The 23,040-nt window shown below is 65.1% G+C and carries 25 protein-coding genes; 9 read left to right on the forward strand and 16 right to left on the reverse strand.

The window, feature by feature from the left end:
- Window positions 1-7: 7 nt before the first annotated feature.
- The 4 genes from IP69_RS21695 to IP69_RS03890 form a co-directional block, all read right to left on the reverse strand.
- Complete coding sequence (locus IP69_RS21695) at window positions 8-532, reverse strand: hypothetical protein (RefSeq protein ID WP_156323272.1); 525 nt, start codon at window positions 530-532, stop codon at window positions 8-10.
- Window positions 533-718: 186 nt separating this feature from the next.
- A complete protein-coding gene (locus tag IP69_RS03880; protein ID WP_054141562.1) occupies window positions 719-2,062 on the reverse strand; it encodes an ATP-binding protein in 1,344 nt (447 codons plus the stop codon).
- A 110-nt stretch (window positions 2,063-2,172) separates the two neighbouring features.
- On the reverse strand, window positions 2,173-2,901 hold the full coding sequence (locus IP69_RS03885) for a response regulator (RefSeq protein WP_054141513.1): 729 nt from the start codon (window positions 2,899-2,901) through the stop codon (window positions 2,173-2,175).
- 89 nt (window positions 2,902-2,990) lie between these two features.
- On the reverse strand, window positions 2,991-3,515 hold the full coding sequence (locus IP69_RS03890) for a MarR family transcriptional regulator (protein WP_054141514.1): 525 nt from the start codon (window positions 3,513-3,515) through the stop codon (window positions 2,991-2,993).
- Window positions 3,516-3,717: 202 nt separating this feature from the next.
- On the opposite strand from IP69_RS03890, the gene IP69_RS03895 reads away from it, so the two are divergent.
- On the forward strand, window positions 3,718-4,605 hold the full coding sequence (locus tag IP69_RS03895) for a branched-chain amino acid aminotransferase (protein WP_054141515.1): 888 nt from the start codon (window positions 3,718-3,720) through the stop codon (window positions 4,603-4,605).
- Between the two features lie 20 nt (window positions 4,606-4,625).
- On the opposite strand, the gene IP69_RS03900 is transcribed toward IP69_RS03895, so the two are convergent.
- The 6 genes from IP69_RS03900 to uvrC all read right to left on the reverse strand — a co-directional run bounded on the left by IP69_RS03900 (window position 4,626) and on the right by uvrC (window position 9,245).
- Window positions 4,626-5,075: a type II toxin-antitoxin system PemK/MazF family toxin gene (locus IP69_RS03900; RefSeq protein WP_082358939.1), complete on the reverse strand. Its 450-nt coding sequence runs from the start codon at window positions 5,073-5,075 to the stop codon at window positions 4,626-4,628.
- Window positions 5,072-5,329, reverse strand: a complete 258-nt coding sequence (locus IP69_RS03905; protein WP_054141516.1) for a type II toxin-antitoxin system Phd/YefM family antitoxin — start codon at window positions 5,327-5,329, stop codon at window positions 5,072-5,074. Before IP69_RS03905 ends, IP69_RS03900 begins: the two co-directional genes overlap by 4 nt.
- Before the next feature lie 76 nt (window positions 5,330-5,405).
- A complete protein-coding gene (locus tag IP69_RS03910) occupies window positions 5,406-5,885 on the reverse strand; it encodes a molybdenum cofactor biosynthesis protein MoaE (RefSeq protein ID WP_054141517.1) in 480 nt (159 codons plus the stop codon).
- Between the two features lie 147 nt (window positions 5,886-6,032).
- On the reverse strand, window positions 6,033-6,284 hold the full coding sequence (moaD, locus tag IP69_RS03915; RefSeq protein WP_054141563.1) for a molybdopterin converting factor subunit 1: 252 nt from the start codon (window positions 6,282-6,284) through the stop codon (window positions 6,033-6,035).
- Between the two features lie 44 nt (window positions 6,285-6,328).
- Entirely contained in the window at window positions 6,329-6,940 is a 612-nt protein-coding gene (gene pgsA, locus IP69_RS03920; RefSeq protein WP_248306698.1) for a CDP-diacylglycerol--glycerol-3-phosphate 3-phosphatidyltransferase, read from the reverse strand.
- A gap of 67 nt (window positions 6,941-7,007) precedes the next feature.
- The gene (uvrC, locus tag IP69_RS03925) at window positions 7,008-9,245 is read right to left on the reverse strand and encodes an excinuclease ABC subunit UvrC (protein ID WP_054141518.1); all 2,238 of its coding nucleotides are present in this window, start codon (window positions 9,243-9,245) and stop codon (window positions 7,008-7,010) included.
- A 144-nt stretch (window positions 9,246-9,389) separates the two neighbouring features.
- Between uvrC and IP69_RS03930 the strand changes: the two genes are divergently transcribed.
- The 6 genes from IP69_RS03930 (at window position 9,390) to IP69_RS03955 (ending at window position 16,786) form a co-directional block, all read left to right on the forward strand.
- A complete protein-coding gene (locus IP69_RS03930) occupies window positions 9,390-10,406 on the forward strand; it encodes an NADP-dependent oxidoreductase (protein ID WP_054141565.1) in 1,017 nt (338 codons plus the stop codon).
- A gap of 430 nt (window positions 10,407-10,836) precedes the next feature.
- A complete protein-coding gene (locus tag IP69_RS03935) occupies window positions 10,837-13,173 on the forward strand; it encodes an EAL domain-containing protein (RefSeq protein ID WP_054141519.1) in 2,337 nt (778 codons plus the stop codon).
- Window positions 13,174-13,378: 205 nt separating this feature from the next.
- Window positions 13,379-14,218 carry a prolipoprotein diacylglyceryl transferase gene (gene lgt, locus IP69_RS03940; protein ID WP_054141520.1) on the forward strand — a complete coding sequence of 280 codons (840 nt, stop codon included), beginning with the start codon at window positions 13,379-13,381 and terminating at the stop codon, window positions 14,216-14,218.
- Window positions 14,215-15,318 (forward strand): SAM-dependent methyltransferase, encoded by a 1,104-nt coding sequence (locus IP69_RS03945; RefSeq protein ID WP_054141521.1) that lies wholly within the window; start codon window positions 14,215-14,217, stop codon window positions 15,316-15,318. The genes lgt and IP69_RS03945 overlap by 4 nt, the downstream gene beginning before the upstream one ends.
- A 63-nt stretch (window positions 15,319-15,381) precedes the next feature.
- Window positions 15,382-16,146 carry a peptidoglycan editing factor PgeF gene (pgeF, locus tag IP69_RS03950; protein WP_054141566.1) on the forward strand — a complete coding sequence of 255 codons (765 nt, stop codon included), beginning with the start codon at window positions 15,382-15,384 and terminating at the stop codon, window positions 16,144-16,146.
- A 10-nt stretch (window positions 16,147-16,156) separates the two neighbouring features.
- On the forward strand, window positions 16,157-16,786 hold the full coding sequence (locus tag IP69_RS03955) for a 2-hydroxychromene-2-carboxylate isomerase (RefSeq protein ID WP_054141522.1): 630 nt from the start codon (window positions 16,157-16,159) through the stop codon (window positions 16,784-16,786).
- Window positions 16,787-16,795: 9 nt separating this feature from the next.
- Here IP69_RS03955 and IP69_RS03960 read toward each other — a convergent pair whose 3' ends face one another.
- On the reverse strand, window positions 16,796-17,542 hold the full coding sequence (locus IP69_RS03960; RefSeq protein WP_054141523.1) for an SDR family oxidoreductase: 747 nt from the start codon (window positions 17,540-17,542) through the stop codon (window positions 16,796-16,798).
- A complete protein-coding gene (locus tag IP69_RS03965; RefSeq protein ID WP_054141524.1) occupies window positions 17,535-18,356 on the reverse strand; it encodes a glycosyltransferase family 2 protein in 822 nt (273 codons plus the stop codon). Before IP69_RS03965 ends, IP69_RS03960 begins: the two co-directional genes overlap by 8 nt.
- Before the next feature lie 351 nt (window positions 18,357-18,707).
- On the opposite strand from IP69_RS03965, the gene IP69_RS03970 reads away from it, so the two are divergent.
- A complete protein-coding gene (locus IP69_RS03970) occupies window positions 18,708-19,364 on the forward strand; it encodes an outer membrane protein (protein WP_054141525.1) in 657 nt (218 codons plus the stop codon).
- A 105-nt stretch (window positions 19,365-19,469) separates the two neighbouring features.
- On the opposite strand, the gene IP69_RS03975 is transcribed toward IP69_RS03970, so the two are convergent.
- Genes IP69_RS03975 through IP69_RS03990 form a run of 4 tightly spaced genes read right to left on the reverse strand, consistent with a single transcriptional unit; the run spans window position 19,470 to window position 22,149 of the window.
- Entirely contained in the window at window positions 19,470-20,075 is a 606-nt protein-coding gene (locus IP69_RS03975; protein WP_197279662.1) for a glutathione S-transferase N-terminal domain-containing protein, read from the reverse strand.
- 25 nt (window positions 20,076-20,100) lie between these two features.
- A complete protein-coding gene (rlmJ, locus tag IP69_RS03980) occupies window positions 20,101-20,952 on the reverse strand; it encodes a 23S rRNA (adenine(2030)-N(6))-methyltransferase RlmJ (RefSeq protein ID WP_054141526.1) in 852 nt (283 codons plus the stop codon).
- A gap of 31 nt (window positions 20,953-20,983) precedes the next feature.
- Complete coding sequence (locus IP69_RS03985; RefSeq protein ID WP_054141527.1) at window positions 20,984-21,670, reverse strand: ribonuclease T; 687 nt, start codon at window positions 21,668-21,670, stop codon at window positions 20,984-20,986.
- 17 nt (window positions 21,671-21,687) lie between these two features.
- Window positions 21,688-22,149, reverse strand: coding sequence for a hypothetical protein (locus tag IP69_RS03990; RefSeq protein WP_156323274.1), 462 nt, complete (start codon window positions 22,147-22,149; stop codon window positions 21,688-21,690).
- Between the two features lie 218 nt (window positions 22,150-22,367).
- Between IP69_RS03990 and IP69_RS03995 the strand changes: the two genes are divergently transcribed.
- The gene (locus IP69_RS03995) at window positions 22,368-22,979 is read left to right on the forward strand and encodes a pyridoxamine 5'-phosphate oxidase family protein (RefSeq protein ID WP_054141529.1); all 612 of its coding nucleotides are present in this window, start codon (window positions 22,368-22,370) and stop codon (window positions 22,977-22,979) included.
- The last annotated feature ends 61 nt before the right edge of the window (window positions 22,980-23,040 follow it).

The raw sequence follows: 23,040 nt of genomic DNA on the forward strand, positions 1-23,040 counted from the left end.
ATTCGCATCATCTTCCGAAAATTGTAAACCAATGTAGATTGCCTTTGATTTTCTCTAGGACAACCCTCAAAGATCCATCTTTGCATGATGTATTAACATTAAATCTCTTGAGATTTAGAGAACGCATTCTAACTTCAATTTCATTCTCATTATCGAATGTATTACCTGCATAAGCTACTGAAATCATATCTTCTAGAATGATTTTTAGCTTAATGCAGTGCGCTTCTCCAGGGTCTGTTGTTAAAATAATAGAACCATCGTGAGATACTGAGCTACTAAGCCTGCATATACGATACAGTTCATTGAGTGACATGCTTGATTCAAGAAATTTAGCTGTATCGGTTTGACTACAAACATCTGAAGGCCAGCTGGAAATTCTGTCACTTTTAGGAGGAACAAACAAATTGGCATATGATCTGTTAATCATTGATGCAATCGCGCCAGAAGCCTGAGCGTCGGGAGGTGTTCCGCAGCCCGGCAGCAGGAAGGCAACGCTGATAACCAAGACAGGCGCTGAGTAGCGGAGTTTCATTCTTGGCTTATCCATTTTTCGTGCCCAGTGGCCTCCTCATCGCGCGTAGGGAGGTTTGCATCAAAGACGGCCAGAGCAAGCGACACTGTCACGCAAATTCGAAGCATGACCGACCTCCGATCCAACGACGCTTCCGATTGAGTAAACCGACTGCCGCCAAATGTCTGCTCTCGACCCACAGCAGCCCTAAACCGGCAGCCTAACCGTCGCCCGCAAGCCCCCCAGCGGCGAATCCGCCAGGATGATGTCGCCGCCATGGGCGCGGGCGATGTCGCGGGCGATGGCCAGCCCCAGCCCCGTGCCGCCTGAATCGACATTGCGGGCCTCGTCGAGGCGGAAGAAGGGGCGGAAGACGTCCTCGCGCAGCTCGGGCGCGATGCCCGGCCCGTCATCATCGATCATGATGATCAGATAGCGCGCATCATGGGTGGCGCGTATGGCGATGCGGTCGCCGAAGCGGGCGGCGTTGGAAACGAGATTGGTCAGGAGCCTGCGCACGGCATCGGGCCTGATCACCACCAGCGGATCGCCGACGACCGTCAGTTCGGTCTGGTGGCCCTGGCGCTCGGCATCGGATTTCAGCTCTTCCAGCAGGGCCCGGATATCGGTCTCGACCGCCGCCTCTCCGGCATCGCCCCGTGCAAAGGCGAGATAGTCCTCGAGCATGCGGGCCATCTCGTCGACGTCTTTTTCCAGGGCGTCGATTTCCGAGGACCGTTCCATCAGCGCCAAAGACAGCTTGAAGCGGGTCAGGATGGTGCGCAGATCGTGGCTGACGCCATTGAGCATGGTCGTGCGCTCGCCGACCGCGCGCTCGACCCGGCGCTTCATCTCGATGAAGGCGTTGCCGGCGCGGCGGACCTCGCGGGCGCCACGGGGACGAAACTCGGCGTCGCGGCCCTTGCCGAAGGCTTCCGCCGCGTCGGCGAGTTTGAGGATCGGCCGGATCTGGTTGCGCAGGAACAGCACCGCGATGGTCAGGAGGATCAGCGAGGTGCCGAGCATCCAGAGCAGGAAGATATGGCTGTTGCTGGCATAGGCGGAGTTGCGCCGGGTCAGGATGCGCATCACGTTCTGGCCGAGCTTGACGCGGATCTCGATCAGGCTGGAGCGTCCGACCGTGTCGAGCCAGAAGGGCCTGGCGACCTGCTGAGCCAACTCGGACGAGAGCGCGCTGTCGAGCAGCGAGAAGAAGGGGCGGGGGCCCGGCGGCGGCAGGTCGGTGTTGGGAATGATGTCGATATCCATGCTCAGGCGCTCGGCCGCGATGCGCGAAAGCGCGCTCGTGTCGGCATCCTGCGGGTAGCTTTCATAGACGTCGATCATCGCGGCGATGTCGGCCGAAACGGCCGAGGACAGGCGCTGGGTCACCGTCTGCCAGTGCCGTTCCATGAAGACATAGGCGATGACCGATTGCAGCAGCACGACCGGGGCGATGACGATGACCAGCGCGCGGGGATAGAGCCCCTTGGGCATGTAGCGGGCGATGATGTGCAACGGCCGCCCGGCCCATTTCAGGAGGGGCTTGATCTGCTCGTTGAGATGCGACTTCCAGCGCACTCCGGCGGCCGACAGGCGTGCGAGCCCGGCCGCGACCCGCTGTGCCACGCCCTGGCGGTGCCTGCCTGGCTGAACCTGCGTCACGTCCGGTCCGTCACGAGCCGGTAGCCGACGCCGCGCACGGTCTGCAGATAGAGCGGGTCGGCCGGGTCGCGCTCGATCTTGCGGCGCAGCCGGTTCATCTGGACATCGACGGTGCGGTCATTGGCGGCGGTGCCCTGAGCGGCGAGTTCCTCGCGCGCCACGACCTCGCCGGCGCGCTCGGCCAGGGCGGTCAGGATCTCGCGCTCGCGCTCGGTCAGGCGGATCGGCTCCTCATCCTTGCGCAATTCGCCGCGTGAAAGCCCGTAGAGGAACGGGCCGAAGCGCACGAAGTCGGGTCGCGGCGGCGATTGGGCGGGATCGATGATCGCCGTGCGCTTCAGGATATTGCCGAGGCGCAGCAACAGTTCGCGCGGCTCGAAGGGCTTGGCGAGATAGTCGTCGACGCCGATCTCGAGCCCGTTGATGCGGTCCTTGCCGTCGGCCCGGGCGGTCAGCATCAGGATCGGCACGACGGACTCGGTCCGAAGCCGGCGGGCAAAGTCGAAGCCGTTCTCGCCGGGCATCATGATGTCGAGCACGATCGCGTCGAAGACGAGGCGGGCGAGCCGCAGATCGGCTTCCTTTGCGCTGGCCGCCGTGGAGACGCGGTAGCCGTTGTCGCCGAGGAAGCGCCCCAGAAGCTCGCGCAGGCGGCGATCGTCATCGACCACGAGGATGTGGGGTGCTTCGTCGAGAAGGGGCTTGCGCGCCGGCTGTGCGGCCATCTTTTATCCGCCTTGTCTTGTGCGATATCGTCGGCGCGGGGCCATCGCGTCGGCCTTGCGACCTGATCCATAGGCTTGAGCGTCGGTCCTCACTGCGGGATGGCGAGGAAGCCCCGCACCTTGTGGCGTTCGGCGGGATCGATCAACCCCGCGAGATAATGCGCGATCGTCTGCGCCGCCTCCGGGGGGAGGTGAGACAGCGACCCGTTGATCCGCTTCGCCTGCAACTGCACCAGGCGCAAGGCGAGATCCTGGCCGGAATGGGTGGCATGCAGATGACGTTGGCGCTTGTCGTGGACGCCGGTGCGCTGCTCGACGAAGCCGGTCTCGACCAACTCCTTCAGGACGCGATTGAGGCTCTGCTTGGTGATCTTGAGGATATCGAGCAGTTCGGCGATTGTCAGGCCCGGCCTTCGCAGGACGAAATGCAGGACGCGGTGATGGGCGCGGCCGAAGCCGTATTCGGCCAGGATCAGGTCCGGGCCGCCGACGAAATCGCGGTAGGCGAAGAACAGCAGTTCGATCAGGTCGTAGGGCACGGCCTGTTGCGTCGTGTCCTCGCCCGTCGCGACGGTCAGGGCAGCGTCATCCGGTCGGTGCTGCGTATTGGCCATCGCATCCGTCCTGAAATTTATGTCAGTGATGTTGACATATCTCAGACGCAAGATTACCGGTCAAGCGCGCTGGGCGACGGATTATGTCGTCAGATGATGTTGCAGCGCAGTATAATTCCGGTCTTTCGCCCCTCCCGCCATGGTGACGGTGTCAGGGGGCTCCAACGGATCAGCCAGACCGGACGTGCAAGAGGAGCACCCCATGTCAGTCATTCCTTTCGACCAGCGCGACGGCGTCATCTGGTTCGACGGCAAGCTCGTGCCGTGGAAGGACGCGAAAGTTCACGTACTGACCCATGGGCTGCATTACGGCTCCTGCGTGTTCGAGGGCGAACGCGCCTATGACGGCGTGATCTACAAGGGCACCGAGCATTCGCAGCGCTTCCACAAATCCGCCGAGATCATGGATTTCACGATCCCCTGGTCGGTGGCCGAACTCGATGCGGCGAAGGACCTCTGCCTGAAGGAGAACGGGCTGAAAGACGCCTATGTCCGCCCGGTCGCCTGGCGCGGCTCCGAAATGATGGCGGTGTCGGGGCTCAACAACACGATCCATACCGCGATCGCGGTCTGGGAATGGCCGAGCATGTTCGACATGGCCCAGAAACTGAAGGGCGTGCGCCTCGACGTCGCCGCCTATCGCCGGCCCGACCCCGCCTGCGCGCCCGTGCACGCCAAGGCGGCGGGGCTCTACATGATCTGCTCGCTGTCGAAGCATAAGGCCGAGCGTGGCGGCTACGCCGATGCGATGATGCTGGACTGGGAGGGCAATGTCGCCGAATGCACCGGCGCCAACATCTTCTTCATCAAGGACGGCGTCATCCATACCCCACTGGCCGATCGCTTCCTGAACGGCATCACCCGGCAGTCGGTGATCGACCTCTGCCGCCAGCGCGGCTTCGAGGTCGTCGAGCGGCGGATCCTCCCCGAGGAGCTCGAAGGCTTCAACGAGTGCTTCATCACCGGCTCGGCGGCGGAGGTGACGCTGGTCTCCGAGATCGGACCCTACTCCTTCGTCACCGGCAATATGGGCAAGGTGATCATGGAGGATTATTCCGACGCGGTGCGGCCGAAGTCGAAGGCGGCTTGAGGGCGCGGCAGACGCCTCTCTTACCCTCCCCCTACGGGCTTTTCGTCCCGGCCGATGATCTTCGCGCGGCCTTCGCGGATATGCTCGCGGATGGCGCGAACGAGATCGACGGTCATCGACCTCGGCAATGGGCCGTAGATAAAACCCCGATCGGCGCCCCTGCCGATCGGGCGAAGGTCCGGCCCCGGCCAGGTAAATCCGTTGACCTCGGTGGTGACGATCCACGATCGGGCGTCATCGAGGCCAAGGCGTCGTTTCGTCCCGGCCGGTATCTCTATCGCGTGAAGCGGATTGCCAGGCGGCGTATGGGTTATCGGCGCGACGTAGACGGTCAGATTGCCATCCTGCCGCGTGGTGGCGACCACCACCGCACAAGGGCGGTCCTTGGCGGCTTCGTCCCTGCCGACAGCGGCCTCCGAACGCCACAGATAAGCGAAACGGATGACCAGCCCGGGCTCCGGCTGCTTCATTTGTATTCGTGATCGAACTGCGTCGCATCCTCGGAAATCTCGATCGTGTCGAGCGCTTCCACGACGTCGTCCGGGAGTTCCCAGGCAAAATACGCCTTCCGGTCGTCGAAGGACTTCAGCCGGGCATATTCCTCGGCCGAAAGCAGCACGAGGCTGTCGCGGCCGTGATGGGTGATCGCGACGGGCTGCCTGATCGCCGCTTCGCGATAGCGGCCAAATTTCTTCTGCAGTTCAGCAGCGGTGATCGTGATCATGACGCCATGCCAGCGTTTCGAGGATTATCCGGATAATAGCGATTTTGCGGACCGCTTCAATCGGATCATCTCAACGTCAGGCGCGCGCTGCCGTCTCTTCCCACCGGCTCGCCGCATCGTCATCCTCCCGCTTCGCCTCGACCCAGCCGCCGGTCGTGCCATCGGCGAGGTGCTCGCGCTTCCAGAAGGGCGCGCGGGTCTTGAGGTAGTCCATCATGAAATCGGCTGCCTCGAACGCGGCGCGGCGATGAGCCGACGTCGCGATCACCAGCACGATCTGTTCGCCCGGCTTGACCAGGCCATAGCGGTGGATGGCGAGCAGGCCCATCAACGGCCAGCGCGCGGCGGCCTCATCCGCGACGCGGGCGATCTCGGCCTGTGCCATCCCGGGGTAGTGCTCCAACTCCAGCGCGGCGAGCGTGCCGCCCTCGTCGCGGCACAGACCGGTGAAGCTGACGACCGCGCCGATGTCGCGGCGGCCCTCTGAGAGCGCGGCGATCTCGGCGGCGAGGTCGAAATCCTCGCTCTGGATGCGGATGGTCGGGGTCATGCTCATCCCTGTCTTTCCGGGGCCGCGCGCAGCGCGGAACCCGGAACCCACGACTGGGTGCGCCATGAACGTGCCATTCCATCGGCTGAGCCCGGTCGTGGGTTCCGGGTTCGCGCCCTTGGCGCGCCCCGGAATGACATAGGGGCTGTCATCTCAGCCGCCCGTCATCGGCGGGAAGAAGGCGATCTCCCTGGCGCCGTCCAGGCTCGCGCCCGGCTTGACATGGGTCTGGTTGATGGCGGCGCGCACCAGCGTCTCGTTCTCGAAGGCGGCGGCATAGCCTTCATCTCGGGTCTTCAGCCAGCGTACGAGGTCGAGCACCGTGTCGATGCCGGCTGGCAGTTCGACCTGCTCGTCGGCCAGGCCGACGCGCTCGCGCACCCAGGCGAAATAGACCAACCTCACGGTCCGGGTGTCGGAGGCGGGCGCAGATGTCGCGAGAGGCTGCGTCATGGTTCGCGCGTGTCCTCATCGACCATGTGGCGGATGCCGGCGTTGAAATAATCCCAGCCGGTATAGATGGTCAGCCCGGCCGCGACCCAGAGCATCACGATGCCGATCTGCGTGTTGTAGGGCAGGACCTTGTCGCCCGCCGGGCCGGCAACGAGGAAGCCCAGCGCCAGAAGCTGCGCCGTGGTCTTCCATTTGGCGACCTTGCTGACGGGCACGCTGACCTTCAGCTCGGCCAGGAATTCGCGAAGCCCCGAAACCAGGATTTCGCGGCAGAGAATGACGATCGCGGCCCAGATCGCCCAGCCCTTGATCGTATCGGTGTGGACCAGCATCAGCAGCAGGGCGCAGACGAGCAGCTTGTCGGCGATGGGATCGAGCATGCGGCCGATCGCCGATTGCTGGCTCCAGGCCCGGGCGATCCAGCCATCGAGATAATCCGTCACCGCCGCCGCGACATAGACGGCAAGCGCGATCCAGCGGACCCAGTCGTCATGGGGCCAGAACAACAGGCCGACCAGTGCCGGAATCGCGAGGATTCGACCGTAGGTCAGGAGGTTCGGCAGGGACCAGGGGCCACGCCGTTTGATCGCGTCAGTAAAGCTCGTCACGGGTCCCACCAAAGCAGCCGGCTTGTGACAGCGTCAACACGCAATGCGGCAGCATTGCCATTCAGCGTCAGGCATCGTGAAAATAATCATGCACGGCCTGGGCCGTGGCCGCATTGACGCCGGGCGTGCGCATCAGATCGTCGAGCTTGGCGCGCTTGATCGCCTTGACCGTTCCGAAGTGCAATAGCAGCGCGCGCTTGCGCGACGGGCCGATGCCGGGGATCTCGTCGAGCGGGTTCTTCATCGTGTCCTTCTTGCGCCGCGCCCGGTGCGTGCCGATGGCGAAGCGATGGGCCTCGTCGCGCAGTCGCTGGATGAAATAGAGGGCGGGGTCGCGCGGCGGCAGCTTGAAGGGCTCGCGGCCGACCATGTGGAAGGTCTCGCGCATGGCGTTGCGATCCTCACCCTTGGCGATCGCCACGAGCGGGATGTCCTGGGCGCCGAGCTCGGCCATGATCCTGCGCGCGGCCTCGAATTGGCCCTTGCCGCCATCGACGATGACAAGATCTGGGCGGGAGGGAAAGCTGTCGTCTTCGGGGGCTTCGGTTGCAGGCCGTGGCGCAACCCCTCCCTTCTCCCCTTGCGGGAGAAGGTGGCTCGGCGCAGCCGAGACGGATGAGGGGTCGCGCGACGGCGGCAAAGTCAGCGCCTCGTCCGGCCGGTCATCGGGTGGGGCGGCGCGACCCCTCATCCGCCCCTCCGGGGCACCTTCTCCCGCAAGGGGAGAAGGCAAGGGCTCTGGTCGTTCGCCAACCCTGCCAGACGCGGGCGAAGAGGTCCCTTCGGTTAAGGGAAGAGCCACCCCATTCTCCTTCGCCAACCGCGCGAAACGCCGCTGCAGCACCTCGCGCATCATGCCGAAATCGTCGCCGGCGATGGTGTCGGTGGAGATGTTGAAGGTGCGGTAATGGCTCTTCATGAAGCCGTCCCGCCCCGCGACGACCATGCCGCCCACGGCATTGGTCCCCATGATGTGCGAGTTGTCATAGACCTCGACGCGGCGCGGCGGCTTCGCCAAACCGAAGGCAGCGCCCAGCGCAGCCAGCAACGAGGTCTGGCCGGCATTGTCGGCGAGCTTGCGGGAGAGCGCCTCGCGGGCGTTCTTGCGGGCCATCTCGATGAGATCGACGCGCTCGCCGCGCTTTGGATGCACGACCTCGACCTTCCGGCCGGCGCGCGCCGAGAGCGCCTGGGCTATCAGATCCATCTCCGCCAGTTCGTGCGAAAGCAGCACGAGGCGCGGCGGCAGCTTGTCGTCGTAGAACTGGGTGACGACCGAGGCCAGCACGTCGGCGGGCGTCAGGCTGCGGTCGGCGCGCGGGAAAAGGGCGCGGTTGCCCCAGTTCTGCTTGTTCCGAAAGAAGAAGATCTCGACGCAGAACTGCCCGGCCTGCTCGTCGATGGCGAAGACGTCCGCCTCCTCGACCCCTTGCGTGTTGATGTCCTGGCCCGCCTGCACGGCCGAGAGCGCCGCCAGCCGGTCGCGATAGCGCGCCGCCTTCTCGAATTCGAGCTCCTCGGCCGCCTCCTGCATGCGGGTCGAGAGCAGTTGCTTGACGTTGGAGGAGCGGCCCGAAAGGAAGTCGCGGGCCTGGTTTGCCAGGGCCTGATAGTCGGGAATCGCGATCTCGCCGGTGCAGGGGCCTGAGCAGCGCTTGATCTGAAAGAGCAGGCAGGGGCGAGTGCGGTTCTCGTAGAAGGAATCGGTGCAGGAGCGCAGCAGGAAGGCCTTCTGCAGCGCGTCGATGGTGCGTTCCACCGCCCAGACCGAGGCGAAGGGGCCGAAATAGTCGCCCTTGCGCTGGCGCGAGCCGCGATGCTTGGCGATCTGCGGCGCCTCGTGGTCGCCGCTCAGCAGGATGTAGGGGAAGCTCTTGTCGTCGCGCAGCAGCACGTTGTAGCGCGGCCTGAGCTGCTTGATCAGGTTGGATTCCAGCAGCAGCGCCTCGGTTTCCGTCCCCGTGGTGACGAATTCCATATTCGCCGTCTCGGCGATCATGCGGGCCACCGCATTGGTGTGGGCCATGCCGCGCGCATAGGCGGTGACCCGGTTCTTCAGGTTCTTGGCCTTGCCGACATAGAGAACCTCGCCGGCGGTATCGAACATACGGTAGACGCCGGGCCTGTTGGGCAGATGCTTCGCGAAGCCGGCGATCACCTCAATGCCGTGCTTGAGCGCGCCGGGCGCGGTCTCGCCGAGATCGAGCGCGGGCGTCGGGAGCGCGTCCTCGGCCTCGGGCTCGACGGCGGGGCCGGTGTCCGGCAGGTCGGATTCGGGCTGATGGGGGGCGGGTTCGCGAGTCATGGCACGCATGTAGGATGCGCGAGGCGTTTCGTCATGTCAGCAGTCGCGATCCTGCGTTCAGGACTGCTGTTGCGGGCGCGTCGCTTGATCGCACCGGTCCGCGTCGCCATCTGCTTGAGACCGCAATCAGATCGAAAGCGCCTGATGTCCTCGACCGACCTTCTGCAGATCATTCTCGCCTCGCGTCCCGATGGACGCCCCGCGCCTGCCAATTTCAGGCTTGAGCGGGCGCCTCTTCCGACGCCTGGCGAGGGTGAGGTCCTGCTGAAGGTCCTCTATCTCTCGCTCGACCCGTATATGCGCGGGCGGATGAGCGCGGCGAAGAGCTATGCCGCGCCGACCGAGATCGGCGCCGTCATGGAGGGCGGAACGGTTGCCGAGGTGCTGGAGAGCCGGCATCCGGGCTTTGCGGCGGGCGATATCGTGCTCTCCTTTTCCGGCTGGCAGTCGCATGCGCTGGCCAAGGGTGACCAACTGCGCAAGCTCGATCCCGCCGCCGCGCCCGTCACCACCGCGCTTGGCGTGCTCGGCATGCCGGGCTTCACCGCCTATGCGGGTCTGCTGACGATCGGCCAGCCGAAAAAGGGCGAGACCGTCGTCGTCGCCGCTGCGAGCGGGCCTGTCGGTTCGGCGGTCGGGCAGATTGCGCGGATCAAGGGCGCACGCGCCGTCGGTATCGCCGGCGGGCCTGAGAAATGTGCGGTCGTGCGCGACACCTTCGGATTCGACGCCGTGATTGATCACAAGGCGCCGGATTTCGCGGCGCAGCTCGCGGCGGCGTGCCCGGATGGCATCGACGTCTATTTCGAGAATGTCGGCGGCAAGGTCTGGGACGCGGTCTTCCCGCTGCTCAACACCTTTGCGCGCATCCCGGTCTGCGGGCTGGTCTCGCAATACAACGCCAGCGGCGATTTCGAGGGGCCCGACATGCTGCCGGTGCTGATGCGGCAGGTCCTGTCCAAGAGCCTGCTGATCCGCGGCTTCATCCAGCGCGAATTTGCCGCCCAACGCCCGGATTTCGAACGCGAGATGGCAGCCTGGATCGCCAGCGGCGCGGTGAAATACAAGGAAGACATCGTCGAGGGGCTGGACCAGGCGCCCGATGCCTTCATCAGGCTGCTCGAGGGCGGCAATTTCGGCAAGCTGATCGTCAAGCTGTAAGGGGCCGGTCGGGCCTCTGGGTTCGGTCCAGGATCGAAAACCGGAAGGCCCGCCGCCGCGAGGGGCGCCGTGTCGCGCGTCGCCAAAGTCAGGCGACGGGGCGGCGCCTTGAGCAGCAGCCTTGACGGTGCTCGATCGATGGCTTGGTACTTGCGCCGGTGCAGCCAACTTCCCCAACTGTCGGTGAACCATCGCGGTGGTCGGACCGCGCCGCGGCCCTAACTGTCGTTGAGTAAATTTGTCATATAACCTAAGGGTAAGATCACAAAATCGGCATGATACCTTATCAAATTCGGTGACGTCGTTCAAAGCCCTCCATCAGCACAGATTTCGCGTGCGGAGCTCCGCTGAGGCTGTCCTGTCGAACAGTTTCGCTCTTGGCGTATCATCAGCTTCTATTTTACGCCCATCGATGTCTGGGAGGAAATCTTTGCAGTTCGGCCCGTCACCGCTGGCATCCGCGGCGAGCGAGCTGCGCCATCAGGGAAACGCACCGCTTCAACGGCTGACCATCGGCGAAAAAAAGATCTTTGCCGTCAGCTTCTTGCTGATTGCGCTGGTCGTCGTCGCGACTCTCGTCGTGATGAACGGTTTGCGGCGGGAGGCGGTCCAGGCGCGTCTGCGGTCATTGGCGAATCTGGCTTTGCCGCTTGCCGGTGAAACGGATCGTGCCTTTCAGGCGATGGATCTGGTCCTGCGCAATGTCACCGAGCGCATCGAGAGCGCCGGGATCCGCGACGCCGCCCAGCTGGAAAGCGCGATGTCGACCCTCGATGCGCATGACCTCATGCGTGCCCGGATCGCCGCGCTGGTCTATATCGACGCCCTGACGCTGGTTGGCGAGAGCGGAAAAGTTCTCAATACGACCCGGTATTGGCCGGCGCCCGACCTCAATTTCGGGGATCGGGCCTATTTCAAGGCCCTGCAGGACCTGTCCGCCCAACCCACGTTTCTCAGCCAGCCCGTCATCGGGCGAATCGGCAATCGGCTGAACCTGGTTTTGACGCGTCGTATCACCTCGGCCACGGGCTCGTTTCTCGGTGTCGTCAACGCGGCGATCGACCAGGCCTATTTCGAGGTGGCGCTTTCGAATGTGGATTTGGGGCCGGGTGGCACCATCGCTTTCGTGCGCAGCGACGGCAGCCTTCTTGCCAAATCACCGGGTGGGATCGGTTTTGCGGGAGACGAGCCCGACGGATCGTCTGACGTGCTCGCCAAAACATTGACGGCGTTGTCGCCGCAGGGCGGCGTGCTGGCTCCCGGGGTGCTGGATCAACACGAGAGATTGGCCGCGGTGCGGCCGTTGGCGAATTTTCCGGCGTCGATCGTCGTCAGCCTGACAACCCAGAGCTTCAACGAGGAGGTCTCCGCCGCGCTGCTGCCCACCGTGATCGCGGCTTTCCTGATCTGTCTGGTGATCGGACTGATCGGCGCCGCATTCGGTCGTCAGGCTCGCAATCAGCGTCGTCTTGCCGCGACGCAGCACCGGCAGGCGCGGGCTGATACGCTGACCGGTCTGCACAACCGTCTGTGGTGTGCCGAACATCTCGAACGCTTGACCCAGTCGGTCGACGCGCGGCCATTCGCGCTTTTGATCATCGGTCTCGATTTCTTCAAGGCCATCAATGATCAGCTTGGTCATGATGTTGGGGACGCTGTATTGAAGGCCGTCTCGGCACGCCTGTCTGAGGGGCTCGAGGCTCACGATGCGCTGGCCCGCGTCGGAGGCGATGAATTCGCGATCACGCGGCGCGGAATCTCGGGCGAAACAGACGCGCTGACACTGGCCCATCGCATCATCGCGGCGATCAAGGCTCCGATCACGGTCGGGCCGCACCAGATCGTGACCGGTTGTTCGATCGGCGTGGCGCTGTTTCCAGCCGATGGCGACGCGGTGGTGACGCTGCTCAAGAAGGCCGATCTGGCATTGTACAAAGCCAAGGCGGATGGCCGCAGTGTCGCCCGCGTTTTCTCGGAGCAGATTACGCTGGCGGCGCAAACACGCTACGCGCTCCAACGCGATCTCGACGACGCCTGGCGACAGAGGCAGTTTTACATCGCGTATCAACCGATCTTCGAGATCAACTCGCGAACACTGGCCGGTTTCGAGGCGTTGCTGCGCTGGAAGCATCCCGAGCGCGGTCAGGTCGGGCCCGATGTCTTCATTCCCGTTGCCGAAGAAACCGGATTGATCCTCGCGCTCGGGGCCTGGGTGATCGAGGAGGCGTGCCGCGAAGCGATGCGCTGGCAGGGCGATCTGTTCGTCTCGGTCAACCTCTCGCCGGTCCAGTTTCGCGGCAGTGCCCTGCAGCAGCAGGTCGTCGCCGCTCTTGACCGGTCCGGGCTCCCTGGTCGCCGTCTGGAACTCGAGGTGACGGAATCGACGCTGTTGCATGAGGGAGCCGCGGTTCAGACGGCGTTCGACGGGTTTCGCCGCCTGGGTATCGCGGTGGCACTGGACGACTTCGGGACCGGCTATTCCTCGCTGGCCTATCTCAAGCATCTCAAGATCGACCGGTTGAAAGTCGATCGCTCCTTTGTCAGCGATGCCGTCAGCAATCCGCAAGGTCGCGCGATCTTGAATGCCATCTTTGCCCTCGCCGCAGCGCTGGGTGTCGAGACGACCGCCGAAGGCGTCGAGACGGAAGAGCAGATCGCGATCTTGAGGCAGCAGGGGTGCAGCCATCTCCAGGGCTTCCTCCTGGGGCGGCCCATGGCTCGAGACGATGTGTCTCAGCTTGTTCTCACATCGCTGGGGGTTCGATAAGGCTTCGCCGGTGTCATGCCGCCGGCTGGTGCGCGCGATCATCTCGACCGGCAGGTTCGGCGGGGTGCCGATCCTGTCGGCGCCCATTGATCCTGTCGGCGCCCATTAAAGAGATCCGATTTCGTCGGGCCATCGGCCTGCCTAAGGACTTGACCGGCTCTCTTCGGCGTGGCCATCACCATCCGCCTGCCAACCGGACCAAGCCATGCCAAGCTTCGCCATCGCCTTCCCGGTGATCGACCCGGTCGCGCTGCAACTCGGGCCGCTCTCGGTCAAATGGTATGGGCTGGCCTATGTCGTCGGCCTGCTGGGCGGCTGGTGGTATGCGCGCCGCCTGGTCTCGGCCGAGGGCCTGTGGGGAGGACGGGCGCGGCCCAAGCCGGATGAACTCGACGACATGCTGCTGTTCGTGGCGCTCGGCGTCGTGCTCGGCGGGCGGCTGGGCTTTGTCCTGTTTTATGATCTGGCGCGCTATCTCGAACGGCCGCAGGACATCCTGGCGATCTGGCAGGGCGGCATGTCCTTCCATGGCGGGCTGATTGGCGCTGCGACCGGCTTGTGGCTGTTTGCGCGCCGTCGCGGCTATCCGGCGCTGTCGGTCTTCGATCTCGCCGCGGCCGTTGTGCCGATCGGGCTGTTCCTTGGGCGCATCGCCAATTTCATCAATGCCGAGCTCTGGGGCCGGCCGGCGCCTGATGTGGCCTGGGCGATGGTGTTTCCCAATGCCGGGCCGCTGCCGCGCCATCCGAGCCAGCTGTACGAGGCGCTGGGCGAGGGGCTTCTGCTCTTCATCCTGCTGGCGTGGCTGGTGCAGGCCGGCGGATTCAAGCGCCCCGGCCTCGTCGCTGGCGTGTTCGGCATGGGCTATGCGGTAGCCCGGACCATCTGCGAGTTCTTCCGTGAACCCGATCCGCAACTCGGCTTCCTGTTCGGGACCTCGGTCGATGCTCTGTCGGGCGGCATCACCATGGGAATGCTCCTGTCGCTGCCACTTTTCGCCGCTGGATTGTGGCTCGTGCTGCGCGCCAGGCGGGTTGCTGCGTGAGCGGGCTGAAGGCGGAGTTGATCCGCCTGATCGCCGACGAGGGGCCGATTTCGATCTCGCGCTACATGGCGCTGTGTCTCGGGCACCCGCGCCATGGTTACTACATGACGCGCGATCCCTTCGGGGCGCAGGGTGATTTCACAACTGCGCCCGAGATCAGCCAGATGTTCGGCGAGATGATCGGGCTCTGGGCGGCCCATCTCTGGCAGGCGATGGGCGCGCCGGCGCGGTTTGCATTCATCGAGATCGGGCCCGGACGTGGCACGCTGATGGCCGACATGCTGCGCGCGACGCGGATCGTGCCGGGGTTCCAGGCGGCGGCGTCCGTGCATCTGGTCGAGACCAGCCCGGTGCTGCGCGCCATCCAGACGGCGACCCTCTCGGGCAAGGCCGATCCCGTCTGGCATGAGCGTGTCGAGACGGCGCTGGATGGCCCGGCGATCGTGGTCGCCAACGAGTTGCTCGACGCCTTGCCGCTCGACCAGTTCGTCATGACGGAAAGCGGCTGGCGCGAACGGCTGGTCGGGCTCGACGGCGAGGGGCATTTGGCGTTCGGGCTGGCAGGCGAGGCGCCGCTCGCTTCTCCGCCGCAAGCGGGGGCAAGGGGACATATTGTGCCCGTGGGCGCGGTCCTCGAGCAGCCGGTCATGGCACTCGATCTCGTTGCCCAGATCGCCGGCTATGTCGCAGCGCAGGGCGGCGGGGCGATTTTCATCGACTACGGTTCGCTGGAATCGGGTTTCGGCGACACGCTGCAGGCGATGCGGGGGCATGCTTTCGTCGATCCGCTGGTGCAGCCCGGCGAGGCGGACCTGACCGTCCATGTCGATTTCGCGCGCATGGCACAGGCGGGCTTGTGCGCCGGGGCGGCTGTCCATGGCCCGGTCAGGCAGGCCGACTTCCTGCTGGCGCTTGGGCTGGCCACGCGGGCGCAGTCCCTGTCGGCGGAGGCGACACCCGAACAGGCGGCAGCGATCGGTGCGGCCTTCGACCGGCTCACCGAACGGGGCGAGACGGGCATGGGCGATCTGTTCAAGGCCCTGGCGTTTTCGCATCCGGATCTGCCGCCCCTGCCCGGATTTGCCCTTGCCCGGATTTGACCTTCATCGCCTGCCAGAGCAGGGGTGACCTTGAGCAGCACTGCGCTGAAACCGGACGACACCATGTTCATCACCTCTCCCGACCTCGCCGCCGAGCCCGGCCTGCGCCATGCCTTCTTCACCCGCGAGGGCGGCGTCTCGTCCGGGATCTACGCATCGCTGAATGGCGGGCTCGGATCCTCCGATGACGCGGCGGCGATCGCCGAGAATCGGGCGCGGATGGCGGCGCATCTGGCGGTGGCGCCGTCGCATCTCGTCAGCCTCCATCAGGTGCATTCAGCCGATGTTGAAATCATCGGCGGCCCCTGGCCGGGTGAGCGGCCCAAGGCCGACGCCATGGTCAGCGCAGCGCCCGGCGTCGCGCTGGGCATCTCGACCGCCGATTGCGGACCGATCCTGTTCGCCGACAGCGAGGCGCGGGTCATCGGCGCCGCGCATGCGGGCTGGAAAGGCGCGTTCTCGGGGATTGTCGCCTCGACGGTGACAGCGATGGAAAAGCTCGGCGCGCGGCGCGAACGCATCGTTGCGGTGCTGGGCCCGACGATCAGTGCAAAAGCCTATGAGGTCGGGCCAGAGTTCGTCGAGCGCTTCAAGGCGGAAAACCAGACCTATGCGCGCTTCTTCACGGCGTCCGAGCGCGCGGCGCATGCGATGTTCGACCTGCCGGCCTTCATCGGCCTGCGGGCGCAGGAGGCGGGGATCGGCCGCTTTCTCGATCTCTCGCTGTGCACCTATGGCGACGAAGACCGCTTCTTCAGCTATCGCCGCACGACGCATCGGGGGGAGCCGGATTACGGGCGGCTGATCTCGGCAATCACGCTGGCTTGAGGAGACGCCCATGCCCCGCACGATCGACTACTATTTTTCGCTGCACTCGCCCTGGACCTATCTGGGGCACGCGACCTTCCTCGACATCGCCACGCGCCATCGCTGCGAGATCGCGTACCGGCCAGTGCCGTTGCGGGCGGTGTTCGACGAAACCGGCGGCGTGCCGCTGCCCAAGCGCCATCCCGTTCGGCAGCACTACCGGCTGATGGATCTGCAGCGCTGGCGCGAGGCTCGCAAGGTACCGCTCGTGCTGCAGCCGAAGCATTTTCCGTTCGATCCGTCGCTTGCCGACCGCTTCCTGATCGCGATCGTGCAGGCGGGCGGGAATCCTGGCCGCTTCATGGGCGAGGTCATGGCCGGCGTCTGGGCCCGCAACGACGACATGACGCAGCCCGATGCGGTCGCGGCGTTGGCGCAGGCCTGTGGTTTCGATGCGCAGGCGCTGGCTTCGGCGGCAGACAGCGAAGCGGTGGCCCGGATTTATGAGGGCACCATCGCGGCGGCGATTACGGCCGGTGTCTTCGGCGCGCCGAGCTATGTGCTCGATGGCGAGGTGTTCTGGGGGCAGGATCGGCTGGAACTGCTCGATGATGCCCTTGCCAGCGGCCGCGCTGCCTATCGGCCCGATCCGCACGCCTGACGGGTCCGCTCAGGCGACGATGTCGGGCGTGCGCCAGCCGAGATGCTGGCCGCCATCGACCGCGATCATCTGGCCGGTGATCGAGCGGGCCTGCGCCAGATACAGCACCGCCTCGGCGATGTCGCGAGGGTCGATCTTGCGTTGCAGCAGGGTCCCGGCGGCCTCCTGCTCCATCGCGTCGGCGCCGTCATGGGGGTTGGGCAGTGTCGGTCCGGGGCCGACCGCATTGACGCGGATCCGCGGCGCCAGGGCCTGCGCCATGGTCTTGGTCGCGGTCAGCAGGGCGGCCTTGGTCAGGGTGTAGGAGTAATATTGCGGCGTCAGCTTCCAGACGCGCTGGTCGATGATGTTGACGATCGCGCCATGGCGCCCCTCGGGGAGGCTGTTGGCCAGCGCGCCGGCCAGGACAGAGGGCGCTCGCAGATTGATCGAGAACTGCCGGTTCCAGGTCGCGACGTCGATCGCTGTCACCTCGTCGATCAGGAAGCTCGAGGCATTGTTGACGAGCAGCGTCACCGGACCGAGTGCCGACTCGACGGCCGGCATCAGCGCATCGACAGCCGCTGGATCGACCAGATCGGCCGGAACGACCATCGCGCGGCCGCCGCGCTGCGTGATCGCCTCGGCGAGCGCCTGCGCCTCGTCGCGGGCGCTGCCGCAATGGATCGCGACGGCATAGCCGGCATCGGCCAAACGCTCGACGATGGCGCGGCCGATGCGCCGCGCTCCACCCGTGACGAGGGCCACTTCAGACATCGGATGGGTTCCTTGCCGCCGGGTCGGTTGCCCCGGGCGCGCGACGCTGCAGCCGCTTTTCCCAGTGCTTGGCCACCCGGAGATAGCGGTAAAACGCGTAATTCATCGCGGTCATGAAGCCATAGACACCGCGCAGCGCATGCCGGCGGCCAATATACGCCTTGATGAAATTCGCCGGAAACTCGACCGCCAGACGAAATACCGAGAGGGAGACGTCGCGCTTGTCGAGATCCTCGGCCTGGGCGTCGCTGTAGCTGTTGAGTTTCGCCATCTGCTCGCCCAGCGAGCGCACCGAGTAGTGATGCACGATCCCCTTGAGGCGGGCGATCCGCGCGCCCGGCGCGAGGTCGACGCGGTCATGCACCGGGGAGGGCGAATAACGGCCCTTGTCCTTGCGATACAGCCGGACGGGCGCGAGCGCATAGGCGAAGCGATGCGGCGCGGGCTCACCGGGAAAGATCTCGGCGATGCGCAGTTCGTAGGCGTCGGCCTGGGGGCCCGAGCCCGAGAACAGCGCCGCGATCTCTGTCGCGAGGTCGGGAGGGACGACTTCGTCGGCATCGAGGTTGAGCATCCAGTCGTGGCGGCACTGCTCCTCGGCAAAGCGCTTCTGCTGGCCGTAACCAGGCCATGGATTCGAGATCACGCGTGCGCCCAGCGCCCTGGCCAAATCCCGGGTGTCGTCGGTCGAGCCGGAATCGACCACGACGATATCGTCGCTCAGCGCGCGCACCGCTCGAATCGTGCGCTCGATACGGTCGGCTTCGTCGCGCGCGATGATGAAGATCGAAAGGAGCGGCACCCGGGGTCTCATTTTCGCCTGGTATTCGAGGCTAAAGCACGCTCCGCCCGGGCCCGCAAGCAAACGTGGGGAAATGTGGCGGGAATGGGAACATTGCCTGGCGCTGCACGTTGTTCCGGCGTGTGGCCGTATTCGATCACGCCCTTGTTAGTATTCGGTTCACCATTAGGTGTGCTTTAACGAACGTTAACATGCCTTGATACGTATGCCGCAGTCATCGCAATCGTGCCGCATTTCTGCCGTGGTCTGGAAGGCGGATGTGCTTCCGAGGCAACAGACAAAGCCGCCAACTCGTCTTATAACCATCACATCGAAATCACCCGCCGGGTCGACCGGCAAAGCGACGTCCCCAGGAGTCCCATTATGAAGAAGTTTCTGCTTTCGACCGTTGCAGTGATCGGTCTCGTCGCTGCTGGCGCCGCTTCCGCCGCTGATCTGCCGTCGCGCAAGGGCCCGGTGATGGCGCCGGTTTATGCGCCCGTGTTCACCTGGACCGGCTTCTACGTTGGTGCCAACGCCGGCTACGGCTTCGGCAATGTCAACGCCGGCACCTTTGCCCTCGCCCGTACCGTCTCGATCGGTGACGTCGATGGCTTCATCGGTGGTGGCCAGATCGGCTACAACTACCAGATCGGCCAGATCGTCCTCGGCGTCGAGGCCGACATCCAGGGCGCCGACCTGCAGACCGACAACAGCTTCGGCGATCGCGTTCGCACCGAGTATTTCGGCACGGTTCGTGGCCGCGTCGGCTTCGCCTTCGATCGGTTCATGCCCTACATCACCGGTGGTTGGGCTTACGGCAACGTGAAGACCTCGATCGTCGGTCTCGGCTCCACCGACAACAACCACACTGGCGGCTACGCTGTCGGCGGCGGTCTCGAATACGCCTTCACCAACAACTGGACTGCCAAGGTCGAGTATCTCTACGTCGACCTCGGCGAGAAGAACGTGTTCAACTCGGGCGTGAAGGTCGGCACCGACTTCTCCGTCGTCCGCGCCGGCCTGAACTACAAGTTCTAGTCTGCTTCCCCTTCCGGGGAAAAAAGAACCCGGTGGCTTCGGCCACCGGGTTTTTTGTTGTCTGCAATGACGGGGCGCCGACTGCGGGACGGCCGTCTTGGCCGTTCAGCCCTTGAAGCGCGTCGCCTCGAAAGCACCGACCTTGGCCGCGAAAGCATCAAGCCAGGTCACCAGGGCGGGATGATCGGCGCGCCAGGTCCCGGCAAAGCGCAGATCGAGATAGCCGAGCGCGCAGGCCAGCGCGATCTCGCCGATCCGGGGCCGGTCGGTATAGACGGGTGGCGCCGCTTCGAGCGCGGCAAGGGCGCGCGAGACCTTGCTCGCCTGATTGGCGACCCAGGCGGCGTTGCGGCCTTCTTCGGGACGGAAGCGGGTCTCGTAGACCTGAAGCAGGGCCGCATCGCACAGCCCATCGGCCAGAGCCTGAAGGCGCAACTGCACGAAGCGCTCTCCGCCAGCCGGAATCAGGCGACCGCCGCCAGCCAGATGATCGAGATAATCGACGATGACACGGGAATCGAACAGCGTGGTGCCGTCGTTCAGGACCAATGTCGGGATCTTGCCGAGCGGGTTCTGCTGGCGCAGCGGCTCGGCCGGGTCATTGGTGTCGGCCACGACGATCTCGATTTGGTCCATCAGGCCGAGCTCGAGAGCTGCCATCTTGACCTTGCGACCGAAGGGGGAGGCGGGGGAGGAGCGGAGAATCAGCATCGGCGGGCCTCAGGCAACGGGCGGTTCAGCCGTCCGGACGGATCGGCTCGCAAAGATAGCGCGGCTGCGGCCCCTGGGCGAGGCGCTCCGTCAGGGCCGGCAGGATGAGTCGGGCTTCATCGACGAGCATCCAGGGCGGGTTGACGATCAGCATGCCGGTGGCGCTGAGCCCACCGGCAGCCTCGGGGCGATCGACGTCGATCTCGAGGCGCAGCAGACGGCCGATGCCGGCCTGGGTGATGCCGGCCAGCAGATTGGCCACCGCGAGCTTGTCCTTCACCGGGTACCAGAGCGCATAGATCCCCGTCGGCCATTTGCGATGAGCCGCGATCAACTCGGCTTCCAGCGTGGCGAACTCATCCTTCTCCTCGAAAGGCGGGTCGATCAGCACCAGCCCGCGCCGCTCCTTGGGCGGGACATTGCCGCGCAGCGCGTTCCAGCCATCGATCGCCAAGGGTTTGCAACGCTCGTCGCGACCGATCGCCTGGACCAGCTTCTTGTGGGTGTGTGGGTGCAGTTCGGCCGCGATCAGCCGATCATCGGGGCGCATCGCATGTCGGCAAAGCCAGGGCGAGCCGGGATAGGCATCCGCGCCGTAGAGCGCGCGGGCCCCGGATACCGCATCACGCCAGGGCTTCAGCAGCGCCTCGACGGCAGGGGCCAGCGGCGAGCGGTCCAGTCGCGCGACGCCGTCTTTCCACTCATGCGTCCGCAGCGCCTCCTCGGAACCGAGATCGTAGCGGCCGGCGCCGGCATGCGTGTCCACGACCCGGTAGGGCGTGGCCTTGGCGTTCAGGTGGGTGAGGATGCGAATCAGCACGACGTGCTTGAGGACATCGGCGAAGTTGCCGGCATGAAAGCCGTGGCGATAATTCATCCCGCGCTCATACGCGCCTTTGCCGCCGCTGTCAGCGCGGCGCGTTCACGGTGATGTCGCGCGTGCGGCAGCCGGAACGGTCGACCTCCTGGCACATGCGGAAATCGCGCAGATCCTTGCTCAGGCAGATGCGGACCTCCTGAAGCACGCCGCGCCGGCAGGCGACCGACATCATGTCGGTGCGCAGGCCCGGATTAGCGGCCACAAAAGCGCGTTCCAGGTCGATCGCGGTCCAGCTCTGGTCGCGCTCGGCCTTGGCGAGGGCAGGGGGGATCACGATCTTCTCGCGCGCGCGCCGCGTATCGGCAAAATAATCGCTCGGGCTCGACCCCGAGCAGGTGCCGTGCTTGCGCCATTGGTGACGGGCGAGGCCTTCGCTTGGGAACAAGCCCCTGGCCTGGTCGAGCGCGATCCGCGACGGGGTGCGCCCGGCCGGGCCGCAATCGCTGGGGAAACCACGCTCGTTCTGCGGCCAGAGCCCGTGGACGACGAAGCGCAGCCCAGCGCCTTCGCCGCATTGCTCGCGGTTGCGGTCACGATCGCCATCGAGCTCGCAGAAACCCGGCGACCATGACAGAGCCAGGACGTAAAAGTCGAAATCGCCGGGCTGACCACCGCGCTGGTCGCGGCCCTGCGCGCCCGCGGTCGCAAGCGAGCCCGTCAGAACAGCCAGAGTGAGTGCGATTCGCGCGCAACCGGCGAGGCTGATCTGGCCCATGGCGTTCTGGCCTGCGCTCAGGGGCGCGCCATCTTGCAGTCGGGTGCGTAGCTGCGATGACGGTCGAGGCCGCTGACGCACCAGTTGACGTTCCAACCATAGCCGAACAGGCCGAGGTTTTCGCGCACCGAGTAATCGACGCGGTGCAGCGTGCCGTCATTCAGCGCGACACGGCCGGTGCAGAAGCGCCGCGGGATGAAATCGTCGCCGAGCGGGCGAAAGCCGATCGGCTTGATCTTGTCATAGGCAACGGCACGCAGCGGGCCCCAGAACTTCTCCTCGCGCGAATTGAACCAGCTGGTGATCTCACCCAGCACGGCGGGATCTTCGCAGGCCGGCAGATTGCCATACATCGCGATGATGCGGTTCTCGGCAGCGTCCGCAGGATGAACCTGGCGACGGCCGGAGGCCTCCGCCGAGACGACGGCCGTCAATGCGGCGAGTGAAGCCAAAGCGGTTCGCAGCAAAGCGCGGCGCATGAGCATAAGCCTTGTGCAGATCGGGAGCCGTACGATGGCGGGGGCTGCGGGAGCGGTCAAGGCGCGTGGGCGCGAGAACGAAGCTTCCCTGAAGGGTTGTGGCTTTTCAGCCCGTCCATGCCGGCATGCCGCTTTGCGGGCTGGCGTGGCCGGGTTGGATAGCCGACACTGCTGCCGATTTGGACATGATGGGAAGCAGTATGCCGGACGATGGATGCATGACGACGATCGACGATCCGGCGGAGCTGCGGGCGCATATGGGTGCGGTCAATCCGTTGGCCGAGCGCAAGGTGCTTGACCATCTCGACGGGTTCTGTCGCGATTTTATCGCGCTATCGCCCTTTCTCGTGCTGGCCAGCGCCGATCAACGGGGCCGGGCTGATGCGAGCCCGCGCGGCGACGCGCCGGGCTTCGTCGCGGTTCTCGACGACCGGACGCTGTTCATCCCGGATCGGCGCGGCAACAACCGCGTCGATAGCTTCGGCAATATCCTGGCTGCCCCGGGCGTCGGGCTGATCTTCATGGTGCCCGGGATCGCCGAGACTCTGCGGGTCAACGGTCGGGCTCGGCTGACGCGCGATGACGCGCTGCTCGAATCCGCGACCGTGCAGGAGCGGACGCCGACGCTCGGGCTTCTGGTCGAGGTCGAGGAAGCCTTCTTCCATTGCGGAAAGGCGCTGATTCGCTCGAAGCTGTGGGATCCGGCCACGCAGGTCGAGCGCGGCCGTTTTCCGACGATGGGGCGCATCATGTCCGAGCAGACGAAGGCGGTCGGCGTTGCGGAGGCGGAGGCCAATCTCGAAGAGGCCTATCGGACGCGGCTCTACTGAGCCACGGCCTGATCATATGACAGCCGGGCCGCGCATGGTGCGCCCCGGCTGCATGGGATGA

Origin of the sequence: Allobosea sp. AAP35, assembly GCF_001295925.1 — a bacterium.
Taxonomy (GTDB): domain Bacteria; phylum Pseudomonadota; class Alphaproteobacteria; order Rhizobiales; family Beijerinckiaceae; genus Allobosea.